The 13326-nt window shown below is 72.4% G+C and carries 13 protein-coding genes; 4 read left to right on the top strand and 9 right to left on the bottom strand.

Annotation, left to right across the window (positions count from 1 at the left end; genetic code table 11):
• Positions 1-2 precede the first annotated feature (2 nt).
• Together ACZ42A_RS32625 and ACZ42A_RS32620 are read left to right on the top strand one after the other, a co-directional pair.
• Positions 3-710, top strand: coding sequence for a response regulator transcription factor (locus ACZ42A_RS32625; protein ID WP_468530912.1), 708 nt, complete (start codon positions 3-5; stop codon positions 708-710).
• On the top strand, positions 703-1788 hold the full coding sequence (locus tag ACZ42A_RS32620) for a sensor histidine kinase (protein ID WP_468530911.1): 1086 nt from the start codon (positions 703-705) through the stop codon (positions 1786-1788). The genes ACZ42A_RS32625 and ACZ42A_RS32620 overlap by 8 nt, the downstream gene beginning before the upstream one ends.
• Here the strand turns inward: ACZ42A_RS32620 and ACZ42A_RS32615 are convergent.
• The 4 genes from ACZ42A_RS32615 to ACZ42A_RS32600 all read right to left on the bottom strand — a co-directional run bounded on the left by ACZ42A_RS32615 (position 1785) and on the right by ACZ42A_RS32600 (position 5125).
• A complete protein-coding gene (locus ACZ42A_RS32615; protein WP_468530910.1) occupies positions 1785-2831 on the bottom strand; it encodes a C40 family peptidase in 1047 nt (348 codons plus the stop codon). The two genes, ACZ42A_RS32620 and ACZ42A_RS32615, sit on opposite strands and share 4 nt — an antisense overlap.
• A 103-nt stretch (positions 2832-2934) precedes the next feature.
• Positions 2935-3249: a hypothetical protein gene (locus ACZ42A_RS32610; protein ID WP_468530909.1), complete on the bottom strand. Its 315-nt coding sequence runs from the start codon at positions 3247-3249 to the stop codon at positions 2935-2937.
• Positions 3250-3259: 10 nt separating this feature from the next.
• The gene (locus tag ACZ42A_RS32605; RefSeq protein WP_468530908.1) at positions 3260-3916 is read right to left on the bottom strand and encodes a TetR/AcrR family transcriptional regulator; all 657 of its coding nucleotides are present in this window, start codon (positions 3914-3916) and stop codon (positions 3260-3262) included.
• 270 nt (positions 3917-4186) lie between these two features.
• Positions 4187-5125, bottom strand: coding sequence for an AurF N-oxygenase family protein (locus ACZ42A_RS32600; protein ID WP_468530907.1), 939 nt, complete (start codon positions 5123-5125; stop codon positions 4187-4189).
• Positions 5126-5264: 139 nt separating this feature from the next.
• Here ACZ42A_RS32600 and ACZ42A_RS32595 point away from each other — a divergent pair, with 139 nt between their 5' ends.
• Positions 5265-6371: a ferritin-like domain-containing protein gene (locus tag ACZ42A_RS32595; RefSeq protein WP_468530906.1), complete on the top strand. Its 1107-nt coding sequence runs from the start codon at positions 5265-5267 to the stop codon at positions 6369-6371.
• 12 nt (positions 6372-6383) lie between these two features.
• Here the strand turns inward: ACZ42A_RS32595 and ACZ42A_RS32590 are convergent, their stop codons facing one another.
• The 4 genes from ACZ42A_RS32590 to ACZ42A_RS32575 all read right to left on the bottom strand — a co-directional run bounded on the left by ACZ42A_RS32590 (position 6384) and on the right by ACZ42A_RS32575 (position 11375).
• Entirely contained in the window at positions 6384-7841 is a 1458-nt protein-coding gene (locus ACZ42A_RS32590) for a penicillin-binding transpeptidase domain-containing protein (RefSeq protein WP_468530905.1), read from the bottom strand.
• Complete coding sequence (locus tag ACZ42A_RS32585) at positions 7838-9202, bottom strand: FtsW/RodA/SpoVE family cell cycle protein (RefSeq protein WP_468530904.1); 1365 nt, start codon at positions 9200-9202, stop codon at positions 7838-7840. The genes ACZ42A_RS32590 and ACZ42A_RS32585 overlap by 4 nt, the downstream gene beginning before the upstream one ends.
• Positions 9203-9351: 149 nt before the next feature.
• Positions 9352-10623 carry an ATP-binding protein gene (locus tag ACZ42A_RS32580; protein ID WP_468530903.1) on the bottom strand — a complete coding sequence of 424 codons (1272 nt, stop codon included), beginning with the start codon at positions 10621-10623 and terminating at the stop codon, positions 9352-9354.
• Entirely contained in the window at positions 10620-11375 is a 756-nt protein-coding gene (locus ACZ42A_RS32575) for a hypothetical protein (protein WP_468530902.1), read from the bottom strand. The genes ACZ42A_RS32580 and ACZ42A_RS32575 overlap by 4 nt, the downstream gene beginning before the upstream one ends.
• 201 nt (positions 11376-11576) lie before the next feature.
• Between ACZ42A_RS32575 and ACZ42A_RS32570 the strand changes: the two genes are divergently transcribed.
• Complete coding sequence (locus tag ACZ42A_RS32570; protein WP_468530901.1) at positions 11577-12380, top strand: nuclease-related domain-containing protein; 804 nt, start codon at positions 11577-11579, stop codon at positions 12378-12380.
• 36 nt (positions 12381-12416) lie between these two features.
• Here the strand turns inward: ACZ42A_RS32570 and ligD are convergent, their stop codons facing one another.
• On the bottom strand, positions 12417-13298 hold the full coding sequence (ligD, locus tag ACZ42A_RS32565; RefSeq protein ID WP_468530900.1) for a non-homologous end-joining DNA ligase: 882 nt from the start codon (positions 13296-13298) through the stop codon (positions 12417-12419).
• Positions 13299-13326: the final 28 nt, after the last annotated feature.

Genomic DNA, 13326 nt, shown 5'->3' with positions numbered 1-13326 from the left:
ACATGCGCGTACTGATCGTGGAGGACGAGCCCTACCTGGCCGAAGCCGTGCGTGACGGTCTCCGGCTGGAAGCGATCGCCGCCGACATCGCCGGGGACGGCGACTCCGCTCTGGAGCTGCTGAGCGTCCACTCCTACGACCTCGCGGTCCTCGACCGCGACATCCCCGGCCCCTCCGGCGACGAGGTCGCCCGGCGCATCGTCGCCTCCGGCAGCGGCATCCCGATCCTCATGCTCACCGCCGCCGACCGGATCGACGACAAGGCGTCCGGGTTCGCGCTCGGTGCCGACGACTACCTCACCAAACCGTTCGAGCTGCGGGAGCTCGTCCTGCGGCTGAGGGCGCTCGACCGCAGGCGCGCGTACGCCCGGCCCCCGGTCCGCGAGATCGCGGGCCTGCGCGTCGACCCCTTCCGCCGGGAGGTGTTCCGCGACGGACGCTACGTCGCGCTCACCCGCAAGCAGTTCGCCGTGCTCGAAGTCCTCGTCGCCGCCGAAGGCGGGGTCGTCAGCGCCGAAGAGCTGCTGGAACGGGCCTGGGACGAGAACGCCGACCCCTTCACCAACGCCGTCCGCATCACCGTCTCCGCGTTGCGCAAACGGCTCGGCGAACCCGGGATCATCGCCACGGTGCCGGGTGTCGGCTATCGCATCGACACCGGCCCCGACACCGGCCCCGGCACCAGCCGACCCGGCAGTACGCATGCGTAGGCGTCCAGGGCTCAGCGTCCGGCTGAAGCTCACCCTCAGCTACGCCGGGTTCCTCGCCGTCGCCGGCGCTCTGCTGCTGGCCGTGGTGTGGGGGTTCGTGCTGCGCTACGTACCCGACAAGCCCCAGGGTCTTCTCGGGATCGCGCCCAACCGCTACCTCCTCGTGCGCACCTTCGTCCCCGCCGCGGCCCTGGCGATGGCCTTCCTGCTCGTGTTCGGCCTCGTCGGAGGGTGGATTCTCGCCGGACGGATGCTCGCACCGCTCACCCGGATCACGGCAGCCGCACGGATGGCAGGGAACGGATCGCTGTCCCACCGGATCCGCATGGCAGGCCGGCAGGACGAATTCCGTGAACTCGCCGACACGTTCGACACCATGCTCGAACAGCTCGAGTCGCACGTCGCCGAGCAGCAGCGGTTCGCCGCGAACGCCTCCCACGAACTGCGCACCCCGCTGGCCATCTCGCAGACGCTGCTCGACGTCGCCCGCAGGGATCCCACGCGGGACCAGGACGAGCTCTTCGCCCGCCTGCGGGCCGTCAACACGCGCGCGATCGATCTCACCGAGGCCCTCCTGCTGCTCAGCCGCAGCGACCGCGGGAACTTCACGCGCGAGAGCGTCGACCTCTCCCTCGTCGCTGAAGAGGCCGCCGAAACCCTGCTTCCCTTCGCCGAACAGCGCGGGATCACGCTCGACGTCACCGGCGGAGCGGCACGGACCAGCGGCTCGGCGGAGCTTTTGCTGCGGATGGTGACGAACCTCGTCCAGAACGCCATCGTCCACAACCTCTCCGCCGGCGGCACCGTGACGGTCCACACCGAAGCACAGAGCGACGCGAGCGTGCTGCGGGTCGAGAACACGGGTCATCCGCTCCCACCGGAACTGGTGCCGACCCTCACCGAACCCTTCCGGCGCGGAACGGAACGCGTACGCACCGACGAGCACGCCGGCGTCGGCCTCGGCCTTGCCATCGTGCACAGCGTCGTCCGCGCCCACGACGGGACCCTCGACCTCGTCGCCCGCCCCGCCGGCGGCCTCCTCGTCACGGTTCGGCTTCCCGGCATGCCGCCCCCTTAGCGGCGCTCACCCGGGCGTACCGCTCCCAGGATCGGGTTGCCGGCGATCGGCGAGAGCTTGACCTTCTCGCCGGGGCGAGGGGCGTGGACCACCTTGCCCTCGCCCGCGTACATCGCCACGTGGGTGGCCTTGGGGTGGTAGATGACCAGGTCGCCGGGGCGCAGGGCGCGTAGCGGGACTCTCGGGAGCCGGGCCCACTGTTCCTGGCTGGTGCGGGGGATGCGGGTGCCGGCGGCGGCCCAGGCCTCCGAGGTCAGGCCCGAGCAGTCGTAGGTCTTCGGGCCCTCCGCGCCCCACTCGTACGGCTTGCCGACCTGCCGCATGGCGTAGCGCAGGGCCCGGTCGCCCTCGTCGGACGGCTTGGCGTCGTCGCCCAGTGCGCCGGAGGTCACCAGGTCCCGCTGCGCCTTCTCGATCCCCTTGTTCTCGAAGTCGGCGAGCGCGGTCAGCTGCTCGGCGGTGAGGGAGGCCAGTAGTTCCTCGACGTCGCCGAGGCGCTCGCGTACGGCGTCGCGCTCCTTCTTCTGCCGTTCCGCGAGGGCGAGTTGGGTGTCGAGGGCCTTGCGGGCGCGGCGGGCCAGTTCGTCGGCCTTGCGCTCGGTGCCGGTCAGGCGGCCGACCGTCTCGGCGCGCTCCCGGGCCAACTGGCCGATCACATGGCCCTGGTCGAGGGCGTGCTGCAGATCGCGGGCCATGAGGAGGCGTGCGTAGGGGGAGATGTCGGTGCTGGTCTGGTACTGGTGGCGGGCCAGGCGGCCTGCGGCCCCTCGGCTGTCGTGCAGGGAGAGGCGGGCGCGGGCCAGGGCGCGGTCGAGGCGGGCGACCTCGGCGCGCTGCCTGCGCAGCTTCTCCTCGGTGGCGTTGTAGGTCTCGGTCGCCTGTTCGGCCTCCTGGTACAGCCGCTGAAGGTCCGTCAGTAGTTCGGCGACGCTGCGGTCCTGGGGCGGCTCGGGTTCGGGTGCGGCGGTCGCCGGGCCGGGCGTGAGGGTGGCGCAGACCGTCACGGCCGCCGTACAGACCAGTCGCAGAAGCCTTCCTGACACGTCATCACCTCCGATGCGGGGCGGAGTCTCCGCGCCGCACCGTGAGCATCCGGCGGGTTCGCGCGGTCCGCGCGCCGGGCGTGCTCGGGATGGCGTAACCGCGTCACCCGTCGGCGTCGTCCCGGTTGCCGCCCGGCGTGGCACCGGGGCCGGAGGACGGCTTCGGCTTCGACCACGGCCACTTCGGGCCGCGGCCGCCCTGGTCACCCGCCGGATCGTGGACGTACTTCCAGCGCTGGGTCAGCCGGGCCTGGCCGCGCGACACCCTGCGGTAGACCAGTACGGTCGGCGGGCCGCCCGCCGGGTCGGGGACGGGGATGCGGTAGGTCTTGGGCGGATGCCCGGTGATCCCCAGCAGTACGGGCAGTGTCCGGCCGTCCATCGGCCCGCCCTCGAAGGGGGTGTCTTCGCTCTTCACGGCACCAGTGTCAGCCATCCGCCGAGGTGAGGGCGTGCACCACCGCCGCGGTCTGGTCGTCCCGCGCGGCGGTCACCGACAGCACCGCGACGAACTGGTCCACCAGCCAGTCCCGCAGCTCCTCGACGGGCGGGCGCTTGTCGTCGTCCAGCCACATCAGGGAGGCCGCCTCGACGGCCGTGATCCACATCCGGACGGTCATGCGGAGTCGGGGGCCGGGCCCCTCGACGCCCAGGTGGCGGAAGATGTGCTCGGCCGCGGCGCGCCGTACGCCGTCCACGATGGCCGTCGTACGGGAGGTCTCGACCACGCTGCCGCCCTGGAGGAGGGCGGCGAAGCCCGCGTCGTGCTCGTCGACGAAGGTCAGATAGCGGTCGAGGGCCCGGGCCAGGCGGGGGAGCAGCGGGCCCTCGCGCGGCTCGTCGAAGCAGCCCTGGAGCGCCTCGGCGGCGGAGCGCAGGGCGGCCTCGTACAGCTGCTGCTTGCCGCCGGGGAAGTAGCGGTACACCAGCGGCCGGGACACTCCGGCGGCCTCCGCCACGTCGTCCAGCGAGACGTCCTCGGGGGCCCGGTGCGCGAAGAGCGAGAGCGCGGCGTCGAGCAGCTGGCTGCGCCGTTCCTCGACACTGAGCCGGCGGTAGGTGCGGGCGGGGGCCTGGGGGGTCATGACCCGCAGCGTAGTCGGGGGCTGCCGGTGGTGGGGTGGGTGCGGGTCCGGTGGGGGTCTTGACGCCTGCGGCGGCCTGTGGGGGGTGGGTGGGGGTTCGCGTAGCGCCTGCGGGCGGTGGGTGGGGCGGGGCCGTGCCGGGGGGTGCCCGTCCTCGGTCCGGCGGTTGCCGTGGGGCAGGAGGTGCTGTTCGTTGACGCCGGCCGCTGCGGGCGGGCACCCCCCGGCACGTCCCCTTCTCGCCGTGCGCGGCTGCGGGCCCGTGGACGCCTACGCCAGTAGGCCCGACGACTTCCACAGGCGTCGGCCGACCCCGCGCAGTACGCCGATGTCGTCCAGGAAGTCCGTCAGCCGCTTCGCGCCTGTCTGCATGATCTCGCGGCGGTGGCCGCTCGCCTTGACCTGGGCCATGGCCTCACGCTTGTCGAGGCCCACGTTGGTGTACACCTCGGGGTTGACGAAGGCGACGGAGAACACGCGGGCGAACTCGCCGGAGGTGACGCGGGTGAACTCCTGGGACCATTTCGGCGCCGTCACCATCTGGCGCCGCAGTTCCTCGCGGGCGTAGCGGACGTGGCGGGCCTCCTCCACGACGTGGATGCGGGTGACGCCGCGGATCAGCGGCTGGACGCGCTCGTCGGGGAAGGTGAGGCGCTGCATCCAGTCGAGGACCTCCTCGCCGAGCAGGGTCGCGGTGAAGGAGCCCGGCGTGGTGGAGATGGTCTTGAAGAGGCGGCCCAGGTGCTGGTGGGTGCGGCTGACCGGGTACCAGGGGGTCTCGCCGCGGGATATCAGCCGGGCGAACATCTTCGAGTGGCGGCACTCGTCCTCGATCTCGGTCAGCGCGTAGCGCACGTGTGCGCTCGTCGCCGCCTTGTCGTAGATGTGCCGGACGAGCAGCTGCATGAGGATGATCTCGAACCAGATGCCCAGGGAGGCGAGCGCCGCCGCCTCGTGCTGGGACAGCAGGATCCGCTGCTCCTCGCCCATCCGCTTCCACAGCGGGGTGTCGTAGAGCGACACCAGCTCGGGCGGCCAGAACCACTTGCCCTCCTCGAAGGGCGCGTCCCAGTCCAGTTCCTTGTCCGGGTCGAAGGAGTGCTTGGCGGAAGAGTCGAGCAGCCGCTCGGCCACCTGCTCCCGGTCCTTGAGCAGGCCGAGCGCGTCGCGCAGCCCCTCGACCGCGTCGGCTTCCGTCAGGGTCGTCATGGCAGTCCCATCTCGTCGTACGGAGCGGTGTTCCGGTTACCCGTGGGTCACTGCTTATGAGACTGCTTGTCAGCAAGCCCGTCAATACTCCGTGCGCGACTTGTTGACCGCGCGTCTACTACGCGGGAGCCTGCGGGACATGCCGACCTTCGACGTGTACGTCACCCCGCCGGAAGGCCCCCAGTGGGCGGTCCCCGCGAGCGGCGCCGCCCGCTTCAACTGGGAGTACGAGGAGGGACGGGACCGCCTGCTGGCCCTCTACCAGAAGGGCAAGGACAAGCAGTGGGACGGTGCGAAGCGGATCGACTGGGAGCTGGAGGTCGATCCGTACGACCCCCTCGGTACCCCCGACGAGGCACTGTCCCTGTACGGCACCCCATACTGGGCGAAGCTCACCGAGAGGGACCGTGCCGACCTGCGCCGGCACTACGCCTCCTGGCAGTTCAGCCAGTTCCTGCACGGCGAACAGGGCGCGATGATCTGCGCCGCGCGGATCGTGGAGTCCGTGCCCGACCTGGACGCCAAGTTCTACTCGGCCACCCAGACCATGGACGAGGCCCGCCACGCCGAGATATACGGCCGCTTCCTGCACGAGAAGATAGGGCTCCTCTACCCGATCAACGACAACCTCCAGTCCCTCCTCGGCGACACCCTGCGCGACAGCCGCTGGGACATGCCGTACCTCGGGATGCAGGTGCTGATCGAGGGGCTGGCCCTGGCCGCCTTCGGGATGATCCGGGACACCACCAACAAGCCGCTGCCCCAGCAGATCCTCGCCTACGTCATGCAGGACGAGGCCCGGCATGTGGCCTTCGGCCGGATGGCGCTGCGCGACTACTACAAGCAGCTGACGGACGCCGAGCTGCGGGAACGCGAGGAGTTCGTCATCGAGGGCTGTTACCTCATGCGCGACCGGTTGCGGGGTGTCGAGGTCCTGGAGAATTTCGGCATCCCGAAGACCGAGGCCGAGGAGTACAGCGAGCAGTCCGAGTTCCTCGCCCTCTTCCGCAAACTCCTCTTCAGCCGCATCGTCCCCTGCGTCAAGGACATCGGTCTCTGGGGCAAGCGCCTCCAGCAGGCCTACGTCGACCTGGGCGTCCTGGAACTGGGTGACGCCAACCTGGACCTGTTGATGTCCCAGGACGAGGAGGTCGCGGAGAAGCTGGACGCGGAGCGGTTCGCGGTGGAGGAGAGGGAGCGGGTCGCGGAGGTGCGGGACGCGATCGAGGAGGGGGCGAACGGCTGAGCCAGGCCCGTCTCACGACGTGAGCACCGCTTCCATCACCGCCTTGGCGATCGGCGCCGCAACCCCGCCCCCGGTGATGTCGCCCCGGTCGGCCGCCGCGTCCTCTACTACTACTGCTACCGCTACCTTCGGCTCCAGGTCCCGCCCGCCCTGCGCCCAGGAGACGAACCACGCGTACGGCGTACCGGAGTTGCCGATGCCGTGCTGGGCGGTGCCGGTCTTGCCGCCGACCGTGGCGCCGGGGATCGCCGCGTTGATGCCGGTGCCCTTCTCGACCACGTTCCGCATGAGTTCGCGCATGCGGACGGCGGTCGACGGGTGCATCGCCTGGCGGACCGGGCGGGGGCCGGCGCCGGCCACGGTCGCGCCGTGCGCCGTCGTCGTCCGCTCCACCAGATACGGCTCGCGCACCTGACCGCCGTTCGCCACCGCCGCCGCGACCATCGCCATCTGCAGGGGCGTCGCCCGGGTGTTGTACTGGCCGATGGAGGAGAGGGCCAGCTGCGCCTTGTCGACGGTGGTGTCGAACGTGCTCGTCGCGACCGAGTACGGGATCCGCAGGTCCCTGTCGTTGAAGCCGAACGCCTCCGCCGTGGCCGCCATGTCCTCCACCCCGACGTCCACGCCCAGCTTGGCGAACACCGTGTTGCAGGACCACTCGAAGGCCACCCGCAGCGGCGCGTTCTCGCAACCCCTGCTCCCGTTGGTCAGGGTTGTTCTGGTGCCGGGCAGGGTGTAGGGGGCGGGAGAGTCGGTCGGCTCGTCGAGGTTCCGGATCACGCCCGCGTCCAGCGCTGCCGCCGCCGTCACCACCTTGAAGGTGGAGCCCGGCGGATACGTCTGCCGTGCCGCCCGGTTGAGCATGGGCTTGTTCGGGTCCTCGTTCAGCTGCGCCCAGGACCGGGCCACCATCTCGCCGTTGCCCGAGAGTGACTCCGGGTTGTACGAAGGGGTCGAGACCAGGGCCAGGATGCGGCCGGTCGCCGGCTCCAGCGCCGCCACCGCGCCCTTGCGCGCGCCGAGCCCGGCGTACGCCGCCCGCTGGGCCGCCGCGTTGAGGGTGGTGGCCACGTCGCCGCCCGGGGTGCGCGCCCGGGTGAGGTCGCCCACCAACGGGAACGGCGACAGCAGCGGGTCGGTGCCGGAGAGGATCCCGTCCTCCGTGTGTTCCAGGAGCGAGGAGCCGTACACCTGGGAGGCGAAGCCGGTGACCGGGGCGTACAGCGGGCCGTCGGTGTACGTCCGCTCGTAGCGGAGCCGGCCCGCGGTGTCCTTCGAGCCGGTGATGGGCCGGCCGCCGACCAGGATGTCGCCGCGCGGCTGGCCGTACCGGGCGATGGACTGGCGGCGGTTGGCGGGGTTGTCGTCGTACGCCGGGGCCTGGAAGACCTGGATGCGGGCGGCGTTGACCAGCAGCGCCGCCAGGAGCAGGGCGCAGAAGACGGCGGCGTGCCGGATGTACCGGGTCATGGGCCCACCTGCCCGTCGTACTGTTTGCGGGCCGCATGGCTCACCCGGATCAGGAGGGCCACGATCGCCCAGTTGGTGACGACCGAGGAGCCGCCCTGGGCGAGGAACGGCATCGCCATGCCGGTCAGCGGGATCAGCCCGGTCACCCCGCCCGCGATCACGAACACCTGGAGCGCCACGATGGAGGCGAGGCCGACCGCGAGGAGCCGGCCGAACGGGTCGCGCAGGGCGAGGCCCGCGCGGTAGCCGCGCTCCACCAGCAGCCCGTAGAGCAGGAAGATCGCGGAGAGTCCGGCGAGGCCCAGTTCCTCGCCCGCCGTGGCCAGGATGAAGTCCGACTTGGCGGCGAAGCCGATCAGGATGGAATGGCCGAGGCCCAGGCCGGTGCCGAGCACGCCGCCCTCGGCGAAGGCGAACAGCGACTGGGCGAGCTGGTTGGGCCCCTGACCCGCGTCGATGGTGGCGAACGGGTGCAGCCAGTCCTGGATGCGGCCGTGCACATGCGGTTCCAGCCGGGCCACGGCGACCGCGCCGAGCACCGCGAGCAGCAGGCCGACGGCGATCCAGCCGGTGCGGCCGGTGGCGACGTAGAGCATGACGACGAACAGGCCGAAGAAGAGCAGCGAGGTGCCGAGGTCGCGTTCCAGGATCAGCACGCCGACGCTGAGCAGCCAGATCGCGACGATCGGGCCGAGGACCCGGCCGGTGGGCAGCTGGAGCCGCCAGATCCTGCGGCCGGTGTACGCCAGGGCGTTGCGGTTGGCGGCCAGGTACGCGGCGAAGAAGACCGCCAGCAGCACCTTCGCGAACTCGCCCGGCTGGATGGAGAACCCGGCGACGCGGATCCAGATGCGCGCGCCGTTCACCGCCGGGAAGAAGATCGGCAGCGTCAGCAGGGCGAGCGCGGCGGCCACGCACACGTACACGTAGCGCTGGAGGAGGCGGTGGTCGCGCAGGAGGAAGACGACCACGATGAACAGCCCCACGCCGAGCGTGGACCAGACGAGCTGGGCGGGGGCCGCCCGGTCGCCAGGGGTCTCCAGGTCGAGGCGGTAGATCAGGACCAGGCCGAGGCCGTTGAGCAGGACGCCGATGGGGAGCAGCAGGGGATCGGCGTAAGGGGCGCGCAGCCGTACCCCCAGATGGGCGAGGAGTGCGAGGACGCCGAGCCCGGCGCCGTAGCCGGCGGCACCGGGCGGGAGGGTGCCGTGCTGGGCGAGGCCGACAGCGCAGTAGCCGTACACCGGGAGGAGTACGGCCACGACGATGAGGGCGAGTTCGATGCCACGGCGCCGGGGGAGGCGTACCGCGGGAGCGGGCACGTCCGCAGCCACGGCGGTTCCGGTTCCGGCCTTCGTCATGTCCGGAACTTACCCAAATAGGACGAGTTGCTCGCTGTGTCCGTCAGCACCAGCGTGGCGTGGGGAGGTGCCACAGGGGGTGTGCGGGGAGGCGGCACAGGGGGTGTGGGGAGGCGCCACCGGGGGGTGTCATGTCGCCATCGGGGGTGTCATGCCACGCCGTCGGCGAGGGCGCCCCGCCCCGGCGGGGTCTGAGGCAGCGTCAGGGTGGCCACGGCTCCGCCGTCCGGGGCGTTGCCGAACTCCAGGCGGGCGCCCAGGACCTCCGCCTGGCCCAGGGCGATCGTCAGGCCCAGGCCGTGTCCGCGCGCGCCGCCCTCCGTGCGGAACCGCTGCGGGCCGTGCGCCACCAGGTACTCCGGATAGCCGTCCCCGTGGTCCCGTACGGTGACCACCGGCCCGTCCACCGTCAGCACCACCGGCGTCCGCCCGTGCCGGTGCGCGTTCGCCACCAGATTGCCCAGCACCCGCTCCAGCCGCCGCCGGTCGGTCTCCACCCGCGCGTCCCGCACCAGCCGCACCTCGGTGTCGGTGCCGGACGCCCGCACCACCCGCCGGGCCAGCGCCCCCAGCTCCTCGCTGTCCAGCTCCAGCCGCTCCCGGCCGGTGTCCAGCCGGGAGATCTCCAGCAGGTCCTCGGTGAGCGTGCGCAGCGCCGCCACCCGGTCGCGCACCAGCTCCGTCGGCCGCCCCGGCGGCAGCAGCTCGGCCGCCGCGTGCAGCCCGGTCAGCGGGGTGCGCAGCTCGTGCGCCACGTCCGCGGTGAACCGCTGCTCGGCCAGCAGCTTGCCCTGAAGCGACGCCGCCATGGAGTCCAGCGCGCCGGCCACCGCGGCCACCTCGTCCTGCGGGCGGCCCGGATCCTCGGCCCGCCGGTCGTGCACCCGCGCGTCCAGATCGCCGGCGCTGATCCGCCGCGCGACCCGCGCCGTGGCGTGCAGCCGCCGGGTCACCCGGGTCACCGCGAACGCGCCGACCAGCAGCGTCGCCCCGATCGCCAGCGCCGAGGACCACAGGATCGCCCGGTCCAGGCCCTCGATGGTGCGGGCCTGCTGCGAGTAGTCGACGGCCACCGCGAGCGCGCGTCCGCCCTCGGCGGGGCCCGCCGCCCACATCGTGGGCCGGCCCTGATGGTCGGCGACCATCGTGCCGCGCTCCCCGTCCGCCGCCAGCTCCCGCAGCGGCCCGGGCAGCTCGTGCGGGTCGACGCCCGCGCCCGGCAGCAGCGGATCGCCCGCCTCGTACGCCGCCGTCGCGTCCGTCAGCCGGGACAGTGCGAGGTCACGGGCCTCGCCGACGGTCTGGTTCGTCACCGAGACATGGACGAGCGCGCCGAGCAGCGCGGCGAGCGCGCAGCACATCACGGTGATGAACAGCGCCGCCTTCACGGCCAGGGCGCCGGCCCACTGCGGAAGCCTCATCGCGGGCTCTCCGCGGGGGAGGGGGTGCGCTCCGCAGGGGAGGGCGTGCGCCGGCTTTCCGCCGGGCTGGGCGTGCGCCGGTCGGTGCGCAGCATCTCGTCGTGGGTCAGCAGCATCGCCCGCTGCTCCGGGTCCCAGCTCCACTGCAGCCGGTACTCGTACCCCTTCACCTCCGACGGCGACCGGATGATCACCGACCGCCCGGCCAGCTCGACCCCGCTGACGGCGTCGTCCCACGTCATGACCCGCACGAGCCGGTTCTTCTCCACGGTGTACACCCGTACGGCGGTCAGCTCGCCGGGCAGCTGCCGGAAGCCCAGCGTCAGGTCGTCGCGCCCGTCGCCGGTCAGATCCCGGTAGTACGGCGCGAGCACGGGACACCCGCCGCGGCCCGGCCCCGCGGCGCACTCGGCCATGTGCGCCCCCGTCTCCCGGAAGCGCGCGTCGGCGCCCTCGTACAGGTCCGGATGCGCGTCGATCTCGGCTCGTACGACCGTCACCGGATCCACCGTGTGGACGTTCCCGCCGGGCACCCGCACACCCTTGATCACCTCGCGCTCCACCTCGCCGATCTCGAAGGCGGGACTGGACGCCGGCGGCAGCGTCGGCCACAGCAGGACGGGCCCCTCGGCGGTCGGTGTGGGCCCCGCGGCCTGCAGCCCGCCGGCGTCCCCGCAGGCCGTGGCGGCGATGCCGGTGACCAGCAACAGGGCGGCGACGGCACAGGCGCGGGGGCGGACGCGGACGGGCACGGCACTCCGGTGATCAGGCTGACCAGGGACCCGTACACCTTATTCGTACGGACGTCCTTTTTGCGCACCGCGAGGCGTTCCGCGGCGGCCGGTGAGGGTCACTCTGCCAGGCGGGGACCGCTCCGCGCGCCTCCCGAAGGCAGACGGGGTTCTTGCCCGCGCAGCACCGCGCCTGTTCCCATGGTCGAGGGGTGATGCCGCATGAGCGCACTGCGCGTCATACCGACCCGGCGGCACGGCCGGGATCGGCTCTACGTCTGTCTCCCGGACGGCGCGAACATCGCCTGGTACGACCGTGAGACGGCCCGCGTCAACCTGCTGAGCGAGGACCGCAGAGAGGACGTCCTCGCCGCCCTGCGCCCCTTCGTCACCGGCCCGGTCACGGTCGGCCCGCCTCCCGTCCCGACCCCCGCCGAGCTGGCCCGGCTCAGCCTCCACCCCGACGACGACCTCGCCCCGAACCGCCCCGGCGAGGCCCTGCTCGTCGCCGTCGACCGGGACCCGGCCCCCGGGCGGCTGCTGCGCCCCGACCCGCGGCGCCGCGCTCTGGAGGCCGAGCAGACGGTCGGGGACGCGCTGGACGCCCTGGACGGGGCCGGCTGGCACACGCTGCACTCCGTACCGCTGCCCGGCGGCGGCCGCGTCCACCATCTGCTGATCGGCCCCGGCGGCCTGTTCGCCGTCCACACCCTGTACGCCCGCAGGCAGCGGGTGCACATCGCCGACCCCATGGTCGCGCTGGGCCACCGCGAGCCGGAGCCGCTGCTGCGCCGCGTCCGCGCCGAGGCGTCCCGGGCCTCGTACGCCCTGACCGCGGAGGTCCGCCCCGTGCTGGCGCTGGTCGGGCCGGGGCGGCTGAGCGTGCCCGGCCCGGTCCGCGAGGTCCGCGTCCTCACCGACGCCGACCTCGACGGCCTGGGCCGACTCGGCGGTGTCCTCAAACCGGCGGACGTGGAGGCACTGCACGCGATGGCGCGGGACCGGAACACGTGGACGCGGGTGTGACAGGTGTGACAGCCGTGTGACAGCTGGGCACCCGGGTCACGGCAGCGGACCCGCGCGCTCGGGATCGAGCAGCGGGGCCAGCAGATCGCCGTAGTCCTGCACGCGCGGGGCGATGTCCGGGGCCCGGAACGTCAGCTGTGCCGGATCCCCGCACGCCTCGACCTCCTCCCAGGTCACGGGCGCGGAGACCCAGGGCTCGGCGCGCGCCCGCAGGGTGTACGGGGTCGCCGTCGTCTTGCGGGCGGCGTTCTGGCTCCAGTCGACGAACACCTTGCCCGGGCGCAGGCTCCGCGTCATGCGGTGGACGACCAGCCTGGGCATCGCCCGCTCCGCCTCCACGGCGAGCGCCTTGGCGTACTCGGACGTCTGCTCGGAGGACGCTCCGCGCACCGCCGCCAGCAGATGCAGCCCCTTCGACCCGGACGTCTTGGCATACGCCTCCAGCCCGTCCTCGGCGAGCCGCTCCCGCAGCCACAGCGCGACCTCGCAGCAGTGCACGATGGTCGCCGGCGCCCCCGGGTCCAGATCGAAGACGACCCGGTCCGCCTCCTCCGGACTTTCCGCGAGCCACTGATGGGTATGGAACTCGGCGACCAGGTTCGCCGCCCACATCAGACTCGGCAGATCCTGCACCAGCACCATCCGCGCCGGGCCCTCCGTGCGGGGCACCTCGGCGGTCGTGACCCAGTCGGGGGTACCCGGCGGCACGTTCTTCGTGAAGAAGACCTGCCCGTCGGGGCCGTCCGGGTAGCGCAGGAAGGACACCGGCCGATCGCGCAGATGCGGCAGCAGGACGTCGGCGGTGACGGCGTAGTAGTGCAGCACCTCGCCCTTGGTGAAGCCGGACGCCGGGTACAGCACCTTCTCCAGGTTGCTCAGCGCGAGCCTCCGGCCCTCCACCTCTGTGATCGGCGTCATACGATGAGAATCACACGAAACTGGATGA

The organism is Streptomyces sp. NPDC030838 (assembly GCF_055572035.1).
This window is presented reverse-complemented; position numbering and strand designations above follow the sequence as displayed.